This is a genomic window from Actinokineospora sp. UTMC 2448 (assembly GCF_024760565.1).
Taxonomy (GTDB): Bacteria; Actinomycetota; Actinomycetes; order Mycobacteriales; family Pseudonocardiaceae; genus Actinokineospora; species Actinokineospora fastidiosa.
In genome coordinates, this window is sequence record NZ_CP031087.1 from 3,006,840 (window position 1) to 3,022,153 (window position 15,314).

16 protein-coding genes are annotated in these 15,314 nt (G+C 74.1%); 11 read left to right on the forward strand and 5 right to left on the reverse strand.

Going from position 1 to position 15,314, the window contains the following annotated elements; translation table 11 throughout:
* Window positions 1–37 precede the first annotated feature (37 nt).
* Complete coding sequence (locus Actkin_RS14005; protein ID WP_258907503.1) at window positions 38–1,591, reverse strand: adenylate/guanylate cyclase domain-containing protein; 1,554 nt, start codon at window positions 1,589–1,591, stop codon at window positions 38–40.
* A 123-nt stretch (window positions 1,592–1,714) separates the two neighbouring features.
* Between Actkin_RS14005 and Actkin_RS14010 the strand changes: the two genes are divergently transcribed.
* The 5 genes from Actkin_RS14010 to Actkin_RS14030 are packed head-to-tail and all read left to right on the forward strand — an operon-like array spanning window position 1,715 to window position 5,858.
* The gene (locus Actkin_RS14010) at window positions 1,715–2,635 is read left to right on the forward strand and encodes a ParB/RepB/Spo0J family partition protein (RefSeq protein ID WP_258907504.1); all 921 of its coding nucleotides are present in this window, start codon (window positions 1,715–1,717) and stop codon (window positions 2,633–2,635) included.
* A gap of 11 nt (window positions 2,636–2,646) precedes the next feature.
* Window positions 2,647–3,270 carry an isochorismatase family protein gene (locus Actkin_RS14015; protein WP_258907506.1) on the forward strand — a complete coding sequence of 208 codons (624 nt, stop codon included), beginning with the start codon at window positions 2,647–2,649 and terminating at the stop codon, window positions 3,268–3,270.
* A complete protein-coding gene (locus Actkin_RS14020) occupies window positions 3,267–5,135 on the forward strand; it encodes an anthranilate synthase family protein (protein ID WP_258907507.1) in 1,869 nt (622 codons plus the stop codon). The genes Actkin_RS14015 and Actkin_RS14020 overlap by 4 nt, the downstream gene beginning before the upstream one ends.
* 15 nt (window positions 5,136–5,150) lie before the next feature.
* Window positions 5,151–5,363, forward strand: coding sequence for a hypothetical protein (locus Actkin_RS14025; protein ID WP_189213877.1), 213 nt, complete (start codon window positions 5,151–5,153; stop codon window positions 5,361–5,363).
* A gap of 9 nt (window positions 5,364–5,372) precedes the next feature.
* Window positions 5,373–5,858, forward strand: coding sequence for a DnaJ family domain-containing protein (locus Actkin_RS14030; protein WP_258907509.1), 486 nt, complete (start codon window positions 5,373–5,375; stop codon window positions 5,856–5,858).
* Between the two features lie 160 nt (window positions 5,859–6,018).
* Here the strand turns inward: Actkin_RS14030 and Actkin_RS14035 are convergent, their stop codons facing one another.
* On the reverse strand, window positions 6,019–6,606 hold the full coding sequence (locus Actkin_RS14035) for a helix-turn-helix domain-containing protein (protein WP_189213879.1): 588 nt from the start codon (window positions 6,604–6,606) through the stop codon (window positions 6,019–6,021).
* Window positions 6,607–6,723: 117 nt separating this feature from the next.
* Here Actkin_RS14035 and Actkin_RS14040 point away from each other — a divergent pair, with 117 nt between their 5' ends.
* Genes Actkin_RS14040 through Actkin_RS14055 form a run of 4 tightly spaced genes read left to right on the forward strand, consistent with a single transcriptional unit; the run spans window position 6,724 to window position 9,366 of the window.
* Window positions 6,724–7,704, forward strand: coding sequence for an NAD(P)/FAD-dependent oxidoreductase (locus Actkin_RS14040; protein ID WP_258907511.1), 981 nt, complete (start codon window positions 6,724–6,726; stop codon window positions 7,702–7,704).
* 11 nt (window positions 7,705–7,715) lie between these two features.
* The gene (locus Actkin_RS14045; protein ID WP_258907512.1) at window positions 7,716–8,297 is read left to right on the forward strand and encodes a class I SAM-dependent methyltransferase; all 582 of its coding nucleotides are present in this window, start codon (window positions 7,716–7,718) and stop codon (window positions 8,295–8,297) included.
* Between the two features lie 13 nt (window positions 8,298–8,310).
* Window positions 8,311–8,799: a DinB family protein gene (locus tag Actkin_RS14050; protein ID WP_258907514.1), complete on the forward strand. Its 489-nt coding sequence runs from the start codon at window positions 8,311–8,313 to the stop codon at window positions 8,797–8,799.
* Window positions 8,800–8,808: 9 nt separating this feature from the next.
* Window positions 8,809–9,366 carry a DinB family protein gene (locus Actkin_RS14055; protein ID WP_258907515.1) on the forward strand — a complete coding sequence of 186 codons (558 nt, stop codon included), beginning with the start codon at window positions 8,809–8,811 and terminating at the stop codon, window positions 9,364–9,366.
* 99 nt (window positions 9,367–9,465) lie between these two features.
* Here Actkin_RS14055 and Actkin_RS14060 read toward each other — a convergent pair whose 3' ends face one another.
* Window positions 9,466–10,395 carry a VOC family protein gene (locus Actkin_RS14060; RefSeq protein WP_258907516.1) on the reverse strand — a complete coding sequence of 310 codons (930 nt, stop codon included), beginning with the start codon at window positions 10,393–10,395 and terminating at the stop codon, window positions 9,466–9,468.
* A 58-nt stretch (window positions 10,396–10,453) separates the two neighbouring features.
* On the opposite strand from Actkin_RS14060, the gene Actkin_RS14065 reads away from it, so the two are divergent.
* Window positions 10,454–11,026 (forward strand): TetR/AcrR family transcriptional regulator, encoded by a 573-nt coding sequence (locus Actkin_RS14065; protein WP_258907518.1) that lies wholly within the window; start codon window positions 10,454–10,456, stop codon window positions 11,024–11,026.
* Here the strand turns inward: Actkin_RS14065 and Actkin_RS14070 are convergent.
* A complete protein-coding gene (locus Actkin_RS14070; RefSeq protein WP_258907520.1) occupies window positions 11,023–12,468 on the reverse strand; it encodes a BamB-related PQQ repeat family beta-propellar protein in 1,446 nt (481 codons plus the stop codon). The two genes, Actkin_RS14065 and Actkin_RS14070, sit on opposite strands and share 4 nt — an antisense overlap.
* Before the next feature lie 114 nt (window positions 12,469–12,582).
* On the opposite strand from Actkin_RS14070, the gene Actkin_RS14075 reads away from it, so the two are divergent.
* A complete protein-coding gene (locus Actkin_RS14075; protein ID WP_189213887.1) occupies window positions 12,583–14,022 on the forward strand; it encodes a flavin-containing monooxygenase in 1,440 nt (479 codons plus the stop codon).
* On the opposite strand, the gene Actkin_RS14080 is transcribed toward Actkin_RS14075, so the two are convergent.
* Window positions 13,983–15,311 (reverse strand): FAD-binding oxidoreductase, encoded by a 1,329-nt coding sequence (locus Actkin_RS14080; RefSeq protein ID WP_258907522.1) that lies wholly within the window; start codon window positions 15,309–15,311, stop codon window positions 13,983–13,985. The genes Actkin_RS14075 and Actkin_RS14080 overlap by 40 nt on opposite strands.
* Window positions 15,312–15,314 lie beyond the last annotated feature (3 nt).

The following is a 15,314-nucleotide window of genomic DNA, read 5'->3' on the forward strand; positions in this document are numbered from 1 at the left end:
GCCGCCGGTGGCAATCCCACCGGCGGCCGTCGCCGTCTCACCGCAGCGCGTGGACCGTGGTCTCCGCTGTGCGCCCGCGCAGGGTGACCGTCGTGTGGGCGGCCCAGTGCGCCTGCTCGTCCGCGTCCGCCGCCCTGACCGCCTCCGCGGACGCGGCGAGGTTGCCCGGCACCGACTTGGCCAGCTCCGTCAGCCGCGCCGCCTCGTTCACCGGGTCGCCGATCACGGTGTACTCGAAGCGGTGCGCTGCGCCGATGTTGCCCGCCACGGCCTGGCCCGCCGCGACGCCGATCCCGGCCGGGCACTCGGGCACCTCGGCGGGCAGCCGGGCGGCGACGGCGCGGGCGGCGGCCAGGGCCGACCCCGCCGCGTCCGGCAACTCGGCCGGGGCGCCGAAGACGGCGAGCGCGGCGTCGCCGATGAACTTGTTCACGAACCCGCCGTGCTTGTCGACCTCGTCGACGATGACCGCGAAGAAGCGGTTGAGCAGCTCGACGACCTCCGTCGGCGGGCGGGTCGCGGCCAGCGTCGTGGAGCCGACGATGTCGACGAACACCACCGCGACCGGGCGGACCTCCCCGCCGAGGCGGTCGGCGCCCCCGGCCACCGCGACGTCGGCGACCTCCTGGCCGACGTGCCTGCCGAACAGCTCCCGGATGCGCTCGCGCTCCCGCAGCCCGGCCACCATCCGGTTGAACCCGGCCTGCAGCATCCCCAGCTCGGTCCCGTCGTAGACGGGCACCTCGGCGGCCAGGTCGCCGCGCTGCACGCGGTCCATCCCCACGCGCACGGACTGGATCGGGGCGACGGTGTTGCGCGCGCTGAACACCATCACCACCAGCCCGATCACCAACGCGATCGTGCCCAGCACGATGACGGTCACCGCCAGCTGCGTGGTCGAGTAGTCGCGCACGAGCGCGAAGATCGCCACGACGACCACGCCCGCCACCGGCACGCCCGCGCCCAGCGCCCAGAACAGCAGCGTGCGCACCAGCACCCCGGCGCCCGCCACCCGGGCGGGCGCGCTGCCCGACAGCGCGCGCGCCGACACCGGGCGCAGGGCGAACTCGCTGAGCAGGTAGGCGTTGGCGCAGACCACGATCCCGGCGAAGCTCACGGTGAAGCCGACGGTGGGCACCTGCGCGGGCTGCAGCGCCCAGAACAGCCCGGTGAACACCACCGTGGCCAGCCCCCACAGGAACACCTGCATCACCGTCAGGTTCAGCGGCACCCGCAGCGCGGACCGGCGGGCCTCCTCGTCGTTGGCCGGGTCGTCGTCCTCGGCGCCGTCGAGGGCCCAGCGCAGGTCCCGCAGCGCCCAGCGGGTGCCCCAGACACCGCCGGCGATGAGCGCCCCCACGACGTAGACCGGCACCGCGATCGCCATGACCACGGCCGTGCGGTCCTCCAGCCCCGGACCGGGGATGACCACGGTGGACAGCACCGCGACGACGACCGCGCCGATCAGGTTCGCCACCACGAGGGTCACGGTGAGCAGCAGCTGCACCCGCGTGCGCAGCGCCACGCGGTCCTCGCCCGCGGGGCCGAGCAGGCGGGAGCCGAACGGGCGCCGGGCCGGGTCTACGCTCACCGGCGTCAATTTACTGGGCAGTAGGAAATGGTGCGCGAGTGGGCGCGTGATCGATTCATCCGACACTCGTGATCTCTGGGGTCGTTCGACGGCAGACGAAATTCCTACCATGGACCGCGTCCGGTGTTCGAGAACTGGCGGGGGGTGGCGGTGCTCGACTTCGCGGCCGGTCACACGCGGGAGGACGGCGACACGTGCGGCGGCGGGGTCGTCCGGCTGCCGATAGCCGAGCTGCTGACCATGCGGTCGCCGCGCTCGGCCGGCGAGGACCCCGAGCACGTGCGGCGGCTGGCAGACAGCCTGACCGAACTGCCGCCGATCGTGGTGCACCGCGACACGCTGCGGGTCGTGGACGGCCGCCACCGGCTGCGCGCGGCCATCCTGCGCGGCCAGGACGACATCGCCGCCCGCCTCTTCGACGGCGACGAGATCGAGGCGTTCCTGTTCTCCGTGCGGGCCAACACCACGCACGGGCTCCCCCTGTCCACAGCGGACCGCAAGACGGCGGCGGCGCGGATCGTCACCGCCCGTCCGCAGTGGTCGGACCGGCTGGTCGCCTCGGTGGTCGGGCTCGCGCCCGCCACCGTCGCCGAGGTGCGCAGGCGCCAGTCCGGGCCGCAGCCGGTGGCCCGCATCGGGCGCGACGGGCGCATCCGGCCGGTGGACGCCGCGGCGCGCCGCCGGGCCGCCCGCGAGCTCATGGTGGCCCAGCCGCAGCTGTCCCTGCGCCAGGTCGCCCACCGGGCGGGCATCTCCCCGGAGACCGCCCGCGCCGTGCGGGCGAGCCTGGCCACCCCGGAACCGCGGCCCGACTCGGACACGGCGGCGCTGATGCGCGCGCTGCGGTCGGATCCGAGCCTGCGGTTCTCCGAGAGCGGGCGCATGCTGCTGCGCCTGCTCGACGCGGGCGCGATGAGCCACGAACGCTGGGCGGCCATCGGGCAGAGCGTCCCCCCGCACTGCCGCGACGCGATCGCGCGCGCGGCCATGGAGGCCAGCAGAGGCTGGCGCCGGTTCGCCGAACGCCTGGCCCAAGAGAGCTGAAGGAGACGGCAATGGTGGGCATCCCCGCCATCGGGTCCTACCCGATGCCCGTGCGGGACGACCTTCCGGACAACATCGCGCCCTGGGTCGTCGACCCGGACCGCGCGGTGCTGCTGATCCACGACATGCAGCGGTTCTTCCTGCGACCCTTCGGCGAGGACGTGCGCGGCACGCTCGTCGCCAACACCGCCGCCGTGCGGGCGCGCTGCCGCGCCGCGGGCGTGCCGATCGCCTACACCGCCCAGCCCGGCGGCATGACCGAGGCCGAACGCGGTCTCCTCAAGGACTTCTGGGGACCGGGCATGCGCGTCGACCCCGCCGACCGCGCGGTGGTGGAGCCGCTGGAGCCCGAGCCGGGCGACTGGCTGTTCACCAAGTGGCGCTACAGCGCCTTCTGCCGCTCGGACCTGTTGGAGCGCATGCGCGAGCACGGCCGCGACCAGGTCGTGCTGTGCGGGGTGTACGCGCACATCGGGGTGCTGATGAGCGCGGTGGAGGCGTTCACCAACGACATCGAGGCGTTCATCGTCGCCGACGCCGTGGGCGACTTCTCCGCCGAGCACCACCGGATGGCCGTGGAGTACGCGTCCCGGATCTGCGCGGTGGTCGTCACCGCCGACGAGGTCCTGCCGTGAGCGGGGCGACGGTGCGGGACGACCTGCTGGCGCGCGTGCTCGCGCCCGACCCGCCGCCGTTCGCGCTGCTGCACCGCGGCGGCGACCGGGTCGACGTGCTGGTGGGCGCGGTGTCGGAGGTGGCGAGCCTGCGCGAGGTCGAGCTGGCCGACCACACCGGGCACCAGGTGCTGCTGCTGGTGCCCTACCGCCAGCTCGCCGAACGCGGCTACGCCGTGGTGGACGACGGCGCCCCGCTGCTCGCGCTGCGCGTGGACGAGCAGGACGTGGTGAGCCTGGACGACGTGCTCGCCCGGCTGCCCGCGGAGCCGGTCGCCCTCTGCGGCGGCGAGTTCGAGCCCGACGATTCCACCTACGCCGACACCGTGCGGCGGGTCATCGACGAGGAGATCGGCGCGGGCGTCGGGGCGAACTTCGTCATCCGCCGGACCTACCGCACCCGCATCGCCGACTACCGCACCGCGCACGCGCTGACGTTCTTCCGCAGGCTCTGCGAGCAGGAGTTCGGCGCCTACTGGACGTTCATCGCCCACACCGGGCGGACCGCGTTCGTCGGCGCGACCCCGGAACGGCAGGTGAGCCTGCGCGGCGGGGTGGCGGCGATGAACCCCATCAGCGGCACCTACCGCTACCCGCCGACCGGGCCGACCGTCGCGGGCGCGCTGGAGTTCCTCGGCGACGGCAAGGAAAGCGACGAGCTGTTCATGGTCGTCGACGAGGAGCTGAAGATGATGGCCCGGCTGTGCCCGGACCGGGTGCGCGTGCTGGGCCCGCGGCTCAAGCGGATGGCCCGCCTGGCGCACACCGAGTACCACATCGAGGGCCGCACCGACCGCGACGTGCGCGACGTGCTCGCCGAGACGATGTTCGCCCCCACCGTGACCGGCAGCCCGGTGGAGAGCGCGTGCCGGGTGATCAGCCGCTACGAGTCCACCGGCCGCGGCTACTACAGCGGGGTGGCGGCGCTGATCGGCCGCGACGCCGACGGCCCGACCCTGGACTCGGCCATCCTCATCCGCACCGCCGAGATCGCCGAAGACGGCGCGGTCCGGGTGGGCGTCGGCGCGACCCTGGTCCGCCACTCCGACCCCGCCTCCGAGGCGGCCGAGACGCGGACCAAGGTCGCCGGGCTGCTCGGCGCGCTGGACGGCACCGCGGCCTGGCACGACCACCCCGACGTGACCGCCGCGCTCGTGCGGCGCAACGACGGCCTGGCCCGGTTCTGGCTCACCGGCGACCGCCCGGCCACCCGGTTCGCGGGCCTGCGCGTGCTCGTCATCGACGCCGAGGACACCTTCACCGCGATGATCGCCCACCAGTTGCGCGCGCTCGGGCTCGCGGTCGAGGTGCGCCGCTTCGACGAGGAACACCGCTGGGACGGCCACGACCTCGTCGTGCTGGGTCCCGGCCCGGGCGACCCGACCGACGCGGCCGACCCGAGGATCGCGCACCTGCGCGCGGCGGCGTCCGGGCTGCTGGAGGGGCGGCTGCCGTTCCTCGCGGTGTGCCTGAGCCACCAGGTCCTCAGCGGGGTGCTCGGCCTGCGGCTGGCCCGCTGCCCGGTGACCCTGCAGGGGACCCGGCGCGAGATCGACCTGTTCGGCGCGCGGGAGACGGTGGGGTTCTACAACTCCTTCGCCGCGCGCAGCGACGCCGACGAGCTGCGCCATCCCCGGTTCGGTCGGGTGGAGATCAGCCGCGACGCCGACACCGGCGTGGTGCACGCGCTGCGCGGCGGCTGGTTCTCGTCCATGCAGTTCCACGCGGAGTCGGTGCTGACCGAGGACGGGCCGCGCATTCTCGCCGACCGCATCGGGGAAGTGGTGGCGTTTCACCCGACCGTGGAGGACGCCGACGCGGCCTAGACTACGCTGCCGGGCGTGCCCAGCTCAGACCGCCGCGACACGCCCGCCCGCCCGCTGGTCGGATTCGGTCCGATCGACCTGTTCTGCCTCTTCGCGGTCGTGCCGCTGGTGATCGCCGCGGGCATCCTGATCATCGAGGGCGTGCCGTCGATCGGGATCGTGTTCATCGTGCTCGCGGCGCTGGTGCTGGCGTTCGATTCCTGGGTGCACCGGCCCGATCCCCGGTAGCCTGGCGGGGTGACCGAGCGCAAGCCCGCGAACGTCGACTTCGCCGACTGGATCGAGGCGCAGATCCGCGCCGCGCAGGAGCGCGGCGACCTCGACGGCCTGCCCGGGTCGGGCAAGCCGCTGCGCCACCTCGACGACGACCAGTGGTGGCTCAAGGCGTTCCTCAAGCGCGAGGACCTGGACACCGCCCCGCTGCTGCCGGAAGGCCTGCGGCTGCGCAAGGAGATCGAGCTGCTGCCGACCGCGGTGGCCGCGGTGCCCACCGAGGACCGCGTCCGCGCACTCGTCGCCGAGCTGAACGAGCGGATCGACCAGTGCATCCGCACCCACACCGGCCCGACCGTCCTGGTCCGGTTCGTCGACCCCGACGAGATCGTCGAAGGCTGGCGGGTGGACCGGGCCGCGCTGCTGGAACGGCTCGCCGATGCCGAACCGGAGCCTGAGCCGCAGCCCGAACCGCCCGCGAAGCGGCGGTGGTGGCGCCGCAGGCGCTGAACATGCGCCCCGGGCGCCTGGCGAGAGGCCAGAACACGCCCGCCTTCCCGGTTCTCGACGCCCGTGGGGACCGGCCGGTCCCGGGAACGCCGCCGATCCACGGCCGCCCGGTCGTGTGGGATCGCGGCGCTGAGGTTGCTGGTGCCGAGTCCCCCGCCGCTCAGGTTGATCCCTTCGGGCGGGTGCGCAGGTGCGCTCGCTCGCCCTGTTTGCCGAACAGGCTCAGGAACTCCACCGGCTCGCCGTCGGCCGGGCCGAACCAGTGGGGGACTCGGGTGTCGAACTCGGCCGCCTCGCCGGGCACGAGCACCACGTCGTGGTGGCCGAGGACGAGGCGCAGGCGGCCGTTGAGGACGTAGATCCACTCGTAGCCCTCGTGGGTCTGCGGGTCCGGCTCGCCGGGGCGGTCGGTGATCACGATCTTGAACGCCTGGATGCCGCCCGCCCTGCGGGTCAGTGGCAGCATCGTCATGCCGTGGTGGGTGACCGGGCGCAGGTGGATGCGCGGGTCGCCGGTGAGGGGGGCGTCGACGAGTTCGTCGAGCGTGACGCCGTGGGCGCGGGCCAGCGGCATCAGCTGCTCCAGGGTCGGCCTGCGCGCGCCGGACTCCAGGCGGGACAGCGTGCTCACCGAGATCCCGGTCGCCGCCGACAAGTCGGCCAGCGTGGTCTCCCGTTGCTTGCGCAGCGCGCGCAGCCGCGGCCCGACGGCCCGGATCGCCTGCTCGTCGTGGTTGGTCTCGTGCATGCCCGCCAGTTTGCCAGATCGGCAACTCGATTTGCGCTCCGGTCGGGTCAGGCCGCATGGTGGTCATGGAGGTGGTCGACAGTGACCGATCGGCTGTTAGACGGATATGACGTGGTAGTGGTCGGCGGAGGCGCCGCGGGGTTGAACGGGGCGCTCATGCTGGCCAGGGCCCGCCGGTCGGTCGTGGTGATCGATGCCGGTTCCCCGCGCAACGCCCCCGCGTCGGGCGTGCACGGGCTGCTGGGGCGCGAGGGGATGCCGCCCGCCGAACTGCTGGCGCGTGGTCGCGCGGAGGTGCGCGAGTACGGCGGCCATGTCGTCTCCGGCGAGGTCCGCGACGTGACCCGCGAGGGCGAGGAGTTCGCGGTGGCGCTGGCCGACGGCCGGACCGTCCGCGCGCGCAGGCTGCTCGTGGCCACCGGCGTGGTCGACGACCTGCCGGAGATCCCCGGCGTGCAGGAGCGGTGGGGCAAGGACGTGCTGCACTGCCCGTACTGCCACGGCTGGGAGGTGCGCGACCAGGCGATCGGCGTGCTGGCGACCGGCCCGATGTCGGTGCACCTGGCGCTGATGTTCCGCCAGTGGAGCCCCGACATCACCTACTTCGCCCACACCCGTCCGCTGAGCCCGGAGGACGCCGAGCAGCTGGCCGCGCGCGAGATCCGCGTGGTGACCGGCGAGGTCGCGGCCGTCGAGTCCGCCGACGACCGGCTCACCGGCGTGCGGATGGCCGACGGCACGGTCGTCGCCCGCGCCGCGCTGGCGGTCGCGCCGCGGATGTCCGTGCGCGCGGACTTCCTCGCCACGCTCGGGCTGCGGGCCACCGACCACCCGTCGGGGATGGGGGAGTACCTGCCCGCCGACTCGACCGGCCGCAGCGACGTGCCCGGCGTGTGGATCGCGGGCAACGTCGTGGACATGGCCGCCCAGGTCGGCGCCGCCGCCGCGGCGGGAGCGGGCGCGGGCGCCCAGATCAACGCCGACCTGATCGACGAGGAGACCCGCCTGGCGGTCGCCGCCTACCGGGAGCCGTTCGCCGCGACGGCCGAATCCGAGGTCTGCGACCTGGTGGCGGGCGAGCGCCGCCACGGACTGTGAAGGAGCGTCCCGTGTTCGACCAGGCCTATTGGGAAGAGCGCTACCGCGCGGGCGGGCACCACCGGCAGGTCCCCAGCCCGCAGCTGGTGGCCGAGGTAGCCGACCTCCCGCCCGGGACCGCGCTGGAGGCGGGCTGCGGCGAGGGCGCCAACGCCATCTGGCTCGCGGGCCGGGGATGGCGGGTGACCGCGGTCGACATCTCCGCCACCGCACTGGAGCGCGCGCGGGAGGACGGCGCGGACGTCCCGGTCGACTGGGTGCACGCCGACCTGACCGACTGGACGCCGCCCGCCGAGCACTTCGACTTGGTGTCCGCCCACTACGTCCACCCGACGGGCCCGCCCGGCGCGCTGTTCGCCAAGCTGGCCTCGGCCGTCTCGCCGGGCGGCACGCTGCTCGTCGTCGGCCACGACCCGGCCGACCACCACTCCGTGCCGGAGGCGCACTCGACGACCGCCGACGTCATCGCCGCCCTGGAGCCGGACCGGTGGGACGTGGTCGTCGCGGAGTCCCGGACCCGCGTCGCCACCGACCCGCACGGGCGCGGCGTCGAACTGCACGACGCGGTCCTGCGGGCGCGGAAGCGGTCGTGACATGCTCCGGCCCATGATCACGCGCTTCTCCCACGACGTCCTCGGCGACCCGATCCGCGCCCAGTTCGAGGCTTTCATCGACGAACACCGCCACGCGCTTAACAACAGCCTGGACGGGCTCACCGAGGACCAGGCGCGGCGGTCCCTGGTGCCGTCCCGGACCACGCTGCTGGGCCTGGTGAAGCACGCGGTGTTCGTCGAGAAGGTCTGGTTCGACGAGTCGATCAGCGGCCGGACGCGCGCGGAGCTCGGCCTCCCGCCGACCCCGGACGAGTCGTTCATCCTCGACGACACCGACACCGTCGAGTCCGTCCGGCAGGCCCACCGCGAGGCGTGCGAGGCCTCCCGGCGCGCGGTGGCCGGGATGGACCTCGACGACCTCGTCCACCACAACCGCCGCGGCCCGCTGCCGCTGCGCTGGGTGTACCTGCACGTGCTGCGCGAGCTGGCCCAGCACTGCGGCCACGCCGACATCCTGCGGGAACAGGTGCTCAGCCAGTAACGTGGAGTGATGACCGAGTGTCCGTGGGAACCGCCGCTGGCGGGCAGCGAGGTCGAGCACCTCGTCGGCGCGCTGGACCGACTGCGGGCGACGTTCCGCTGGAAGGCCGACGGCCTCGACGCCGAGGGCCTGCGGACCCGCGTCGGCACGTCGGCGCTGACCCTGGGCGGACTGCTGAAGCACCTCGCCGCGGTCGAGGAGCACACCTTCACCACGAAGCTGACCGGCGATCCCGTCGGCGCGCCTTGGGCGGGCCATGACGAGGAGTGGCCGTTCACCTCGGCCGCCGACGACTCCCCGGACCGGCTCTACGCGCTCTGGGACGACGCCGTCGCCCGCTCGCGCGCCCGGCTGACGGCGGCGCTGGCCCAGGGCGGCCTCGACCAGCCGGTCCACGTGGCGGCTGCCGACGGGCACCGAGCCAGCCTGCGGCGGCTCGTCTGCGACCTGATCGAGGAGTACGGCCGCCACACCGGCCACGCCGACCTCCTCCGGGAGGCAGTGGACGGCGTGATCGGCGAGGACCCGCCGCCGGGATGGCACCCCACCTCCCCAACCGGCGGGTGATGGCGCCGAAGGGGATCTAGGCGTGACGCTCAGCGGTGCACGGTGGGTTGCCTGGCGCGAATCCGCCGGTCCGGCGGGAATGTCGGGCCGGGGTCGCGGCTAGTTCTCCGGGCGGAAGGCGATGACCGCGCCGAGCGCGGAGGTGAAGATCTCGCCTGACGGGGTCTCGCGTAGCGGGAAACCGTTGTCCTGCAGGAGTTGCCGGGGTGTCCCGAGGTCGCGCACGGCGACTGTGGTGGCGACTAGGGCGGGGACGGCGGGCGGGGTCACGCCCGGCAGTACGGCGTCGAGGTCCGAGGCGGCCACGAGGGTCACGGTGGCGTCGCCGGTGGCGAACACTCGGGTCTTCCCGTCAACGCGGGCCCTCCTGCCGAGGTAGCGCTCGTAGCGGTCCTGGGTCTCGTCCACGTCGGTCGCGCACAGCAGGACGTCGGCCAGACCGGTGGCGCCGTTGGGGTGCTCGCTGAGCCGGGCCGCCTGGAGGCGGGGGTCGAGATCGGCGACGACGCCGACCCGGCCCTCGGCGACGGCTCCGGGGCGTTCGCCGTCGATCTCCAGGTAGCGGACGGTCTCCACCTCATCGCCCGCCGGGCGGCGGACCGTGGTGACGCCGCCGTGGCCGACCCCGGCGGTGCGCAGGCGGTCGGCGGCGGCGTCGATGTCGGACGCGGAGAACATCAGGATGTGCAGGCCCTCGAAGCGCTCCAGACACGCGGCGAGGGTCGCGCTGGTGGCCGTGACGCGCTCCAGCAGGGTCGGCAGCACCTCGGGCGGGGCCTGCAGCGGGACCACCCGCGCGTCCGCCGGGACCGCGCCGCCCGGGTCGAGGACGGTGGCCAGCTCCAGGAAGTCGGCGGCGAAGTCGGCGTGCGTGTTCGCCGCCCCGAACGGCACGGGCTCGCCGTCGTCGCCGGGCAGCGCCGGGTAACTCGGGGCGGGCACGGCGAACCCCAGCCGCCGGTACACATCGAGCGCTGCGGTCATGTCGCGGACGACGTGGCCGATGTGGTGCAGGCCGGTGATCTCCATGCGGCCCACGGTAAAGTAGCTCGACCAAGTGGTCAAACAACCTGGTACCGTCACGCCGGTGGACACCGACGGCAGGCGCCTGCGCTATCAACACCGCCGACCCGAACTCCTCGACGCCGTGGTCGACTACGTGCTGGCCCACGGCGTCTCCGGCCTGGCGATGCGCCCGCTGGCCGCGGCCGTCGGCGTCAGCCACGGCACGCTGCTGCACCACTTCGGCTCCAAGGAGAACCTGGTCACCGAGGTGATCGAGGTGCTGCGCCAGCGGCTGAGCGAGGCGGCGGGCAGCACCTCGGAGCCCGCCCGGCTCGCCGACCTCACCGACTGGTGGCGGCGGTCCACGACCGAGGAGCGCCTGCCCGTCTACCGGCTGCTGTTCGAGGTCTTCGCCCACGCCGTCCGCGAACCCGCCCAGTACGAGCGGTTCCTCCGACAGGTCGTGCACGACTCGCTGGCGCTCATGGAGAACCTGCTCATCGCCGACGGATGCGCGCCGGAGCGGGCGCCGCTGGTCGCCTCGATCGTGGTCGCCCAGGCCCGCGGCCTGCAGCTGGACCTGCTCGCCACCGGGGACCGCGAGCGGGTGGACGCGGCGTTCGCGCTGTTCGTGGACCTGATCGACCGGATCTAGGCCGCCGGGAACCCGAGGACGTCCGGCTGTCCGACGCGCACGGCGACGACCGCGCCCGGGACGGACAGCAGAACCGCCTGCGTCCTCCCGCTCCACGGCAGGGGGACGCGGGTGATCGGGCCGCCGTAGGTGTGCCAGACCAGATCGACTCCGTCGGCGTTCTCGCACAGCCGCAGGTAGGTCGTCGCGGTCGTGGCGTCGTCCAGCGGTCTCGGGCAGGCGCGCGGGTCCAGCGCGGTGGGCTCGCCGGTCTCGACGTCGAGCACGGCGGCCCGCAGCACCTCCTCGGCGGCGCGCTCCTCCGCCACCGGCCGGACGCCGAGGTCGACGCGGGGGTAGCGGGGGCCGGACGCGAGGTCGGCGACCGGCTCCCCGGACTCGGCCCACACCAGGCGCGGGTCGCGGCCGGGGAGCGTCACGGCGGCGACGCGGCCGTCCGGGCTGGTCGTCGTCGTGAACCGGCCCGCGGCGAAGGGCTCGGACTGCTCCCAGCGCACCTCGCCGGTCCGCTCGTCGAGCGCGAGGACGGTGACGGTGTCCGCGCACCACAGCGGGACCAGCAGGACGTCAGCGCCGCTCACCGGACCGTCGGCCGTCGGGCGGCATCCGGCGGGGGCCGACCACGACCACAGCCGCGTGCCGTCGCGGAGGTCGACCCCGGTGACGCGGTGGTCGTCGTCAATGCCCTGCCAGATGGGGAGCACGGTGGTCGTGGGCGTCGTCGGGTGCGCCTCGCCCGCCCATTCGCTGAGCGGCTCCCCGGTCATGGCGTCGAGGGTGACGAGCAGGGACTGGTGGCTGCGCCAGTCGTTGCCGGGGGCGAAGGCGGCCACCACCAGCGCGCGGTCCGGGGTGGCGGTGAGCGCGGTCAGGGCGGCGTCCGGGCGGGCGTAGCTCCACCGCCGGGCGCCGGTGGGGCCGTCGACGCCGACGATCTCGTCATGGCCGGGGGACTCGTCACGGGCGCCGATCACGACACCCGCGCCCGCGGGCACGGCCGCCACCACCGCGCCGCTGCCCGTCCACTTCCACGGCTGGTCGGCCGGACGTTCCGCGAGCGCCGCCGGGACCACCGGCTCGCCCGCGGTGAGCGACACGGCGGTCGCGGGCACCCACGCGGCGCCGGACACCGCGAGCGCGGCGACCAGCGCGACCGCGATCACCGCGCCGAGCACCCGTGTGCCGCCGATCAGCGCGCCTGCCGTCACGGCCAGCGCGGACACCAGGAGCAACGTCGTGGAGTTGCCCGGCACGCCGCTGTCGAGGTCCACGTAGAGCAGGACCGCCGCCCAGAGCGCGGCGACGACCCCCAGCGGTCCGGCCCAGTGCTGCCGTCCGGCCAGCGCAAGCCCGGCGGCGACGAGCACGACCACCGCGCACGCGATGACCAGACCCGGATACGGGCGCGCCGCGCCGCCGTCGCCCCAGAGGGCCGCGACCACCGCGCAGACCGCTCCTGACCCCACCACCGCGTTGCCGATCACCCCCGTCCGGACGCGCGACCGCCCCTCGGGGTTCCGGTACGGTCCCAAGCGAACCGACTAGGGGAGGACGGCATGGAGCACGTCGACGTCCTGATCGTCGGCGCCGGGCTCTCCGGCGTCGGGGCCGCCTGCCAGCTGCGCGAGCGCGTGCCGGGCGCGTCGATCGCGATCGTGGAGTCCCGGGGGGCGATCGGCGGGACGTGGGATCTGTTCCGGTACCCGGGCGTGCGCTCGGACTCGGACATGTTCACCCTCGGCTACTCGTTCCGCCCGTGGCGCGCGGCCGCCGTCCTGGCCGACGGGTCGTCCATCCGCGAGTACATCCGGGAGACCGCCCGCGAGTACGGCGTCGACCGGCTCGTCCGGTTCAACCACCGGGTCACCGCCGCCGCCTGGGACTCCGACACCGCGCGCTGGACGGTGACCCTCGACCGCGGCGGCGAGACCGTGGAGATGACCTGCGGGTTCCTGTTCAGCTGCACCGGCTACTACCGCTACGACGAGGGCCACACCCCGGACTTCCCCGGCCGCGAGGACTTCGCCGGGCCGGTCGTGCACCCGCAGCACTGGCCGCAGGACCTCGACTGGACGGGCAAGCGGGTCGCGGTGATCGGCAGCGGCGCCACCGCCGTGACGCTGGTGCCCGCGCTCGCGGAGAAGGCCGAGCACGTGACGATGGTGCAGCGCTCGCCCAGCTACGTCGTCTCCCTCGGCTCGCGCGACCCGCTGGCCGACTTCCTGCGGAAGGTCCTCCCTGACCGGGTCGCCCACCCGGCGGTGCGCTGGAAGAACGCCCTGGCGGCCACCGCGCTGTTCCGGTTCAGCCGCTGGCGGCCGGACGTCATCCGCAGGCTCATCCGCTGGGACGCCAAGCGCAGGCTGCCCGAGGGCTACCCGGTCGACGTCCACTTCCGCCCCCGCTACGACCCGTGGGACCAGCGCATGTGCTTCGTCCCGGACGCCGACCTGTTCCGGGTGATCGGCAGCGGCCGGGCGTCGGTGGTCACCGACGCCGTCACCGGCTTCACCCCCACCGGCCTCGCCCTGGAGTCCGGCGCGACGGTGGACGCGGACATCGTCGTCACCGCCACGGGCCTGTCGGTGCTGCCCTTCGGCGGCATCCAGCTCACCGTCGACGGCACGAAGATCGACTTCGGCGACACGGTGGCCTACAAGGGGATGATGCTCAGCGGGGTCCCCAACCTCGCGGTGGCCATCGGCTACACGAACGCGTCGTGGACCCTGAAGTGCGACCTGGTGGCGGCCTACGTGTGCAGGCTGCTGAACCACATGCGCGCCAACGGCCTGCGCCGGGTCATGCCCCTGGCCCCCGACCCGAGCCTGCCGACCGAGCCGTTCATCGACCTCAAGGCCAACTACGTCCTGCGCGCCCTGGACCAGCTTCCCCGGCAGGGCCCGACGACGCCGTGGCGGCTGCACCAGAACTACCCGAAGGACGTCGTGCTCCTCCGTCACGGCCCGGTGGACGACGCCGGGGTGGAGTTCGCGTAGTCCGGTCGTGAGGTCGGGCGGATGTTCTGGTTGAGGTGGAACACGTTGTCCGGGTCGTAGACGTCCTTCAGCGCCGTCAGCCTGGCCAGCTTGGCCGGTGGATACGCGCGGCGCACGCCCGCGGCGCCCTCGTCCGCGAGCATGTTCACGTACACGCCCGCGGCGTGCGGGGCCAGATGCGCCGCGGTCCGCCGCGCGTCGGCGATCCGGTCGGAGTCCTCGGCCGGGTCGGTCCAGGACATGCCCGCCCCGTACTCGAACTCCGTGCCCCGGAAGCCGAACGCCGCGTCGTCGTCCGGCACGTCCGCGATCGCGCCGCCGTAGGCCTGTAAGCCCTGGTTCGGGACGAAGCCGTCCTCGACGGTGAGGAACGCGTCGATCGCGGCGTCGGTCAGCTCCGGGAGGTAGTGCCCCGCCGAGTACCGGCGGATCGCGTGCTTCTGGACGGTGTCGTCGCGGGTCTGCAAGTCCAGATAGGACAGCTCCCGCACAACAGCCGACCGGGGCGTGCCCAGCGCGTTCAACTCCGACGCCAGGGCTCGACCCGCATCGGGATCGCCCACCCACACGAAGCCGACCACCAGCGTGTCGCCGTCGCGGAAGGACGCGTCGAACGTCGCCTGCCGAGGCGCCGAACGGCTGATGTCGCGCCAGGCGCGCAGGACGTCGGCGGACGGGTCGAAGGTGTACTCCGCCGACAGGGCCCGGGTGCCGACGGGGTGCAGGCGGAACTCGAACTCGGTGACGACGCCGAAGTTGCCCCCGCCGCCCCGCAGGCCCCAGAACAGGTCCGGGTGCTCGTCGCGGCTGGCCGTCACCACCGTGCCGTCGGCCGTCACCACCCGGTAGGAGAGGACGTTGTCGCAGGCCAGGCCGTGCGCGCGGGCCAGCCAGCCCATGCCGCCGCCCAGCGTCAGGCCGCCGACGCCGGTGTGCGAGACGTTGCCCGCCGTCGTGGCCAGGCCGTACGGCTGCGTGGCCGCGTCGAGCGCGCCCAGCAGCGCGCCGCCGCCGACGCGGGCGGTCGACCACTCGCGGTCGACGCTCATACCGTCCATGCCGCGCAGGTCAATCATCAGCCCGTCCTCGGGGACGGCGAAGCCCACGGCGTTGTGGCCGCCGCAGCGCACGCCGAGCTCCAGGTCCCGCTCGCGGGCCAGCCGCACGGCGGCGGCCACGTCGGCGTCGGTCGCGCAGCGGGCGATCAGCCGGGGGCGGCGGTCCACCATGCCGTTCCACACCCGGCGGGCCTCGTCGTATCCGGGCTCGCCCGGTCGGATCAGGATCATGGC

Excerpts from the sequence above, each read along its gene's own strand:
- Actkin_RS14015 (WP_258907506.1), top strand. The coding sequence starts at position 2,647 with ATGGTGGGCATCCCCGCCATCGGGTCCTACCCGATGCCCGTGCGGGAC.
- Actkin_RS14035 (WP_189213879.1), bottom strand. The coding sequence starts at position 6,606 with ATGCACGAGACCAACCACGACGAGCAGGCGATCCGGGCCGTCGGGCCG.
- Actkin_RS14050 (WP_258907514.1), top strand. The coding sequence starts at position 8,311 with ATGATCACGCGCTTCTCCCACGACGTCCTCGGCGACCCGATCCGCGCC.
- Actkin_RS14055 (WP_258907515.1), top strand. The coding sequence starts at position 8,809 with ATGACCGAGTGTCCGTGGGAACCGCCGCTGGCGGGCAGCGAGGTCGAG.
- Actkin_RS14060 (WP_258907516.1), bottom strand. The coding sequence starts at position 10,395 with ATGGAGATCACCGGCCTGCACCACATCGGCCACGTCGTCCGCGACATG.
- Actkin_RS14075 (WP_189213887.1), top strand. The coding sequence starts at position 12,583 with ATGGAGCACGTCGACGTCCTGATCGTCGGCGCCGGGCTCTCCGGCGTC.
- Actkin_RS14080 (WP_258907522.1), bottom strand. The coding sequence starts at position 15,311 with ATGATCCTGATCCGACCGGGCGAGCCCGGATACGACGAGGCCCGCCGG.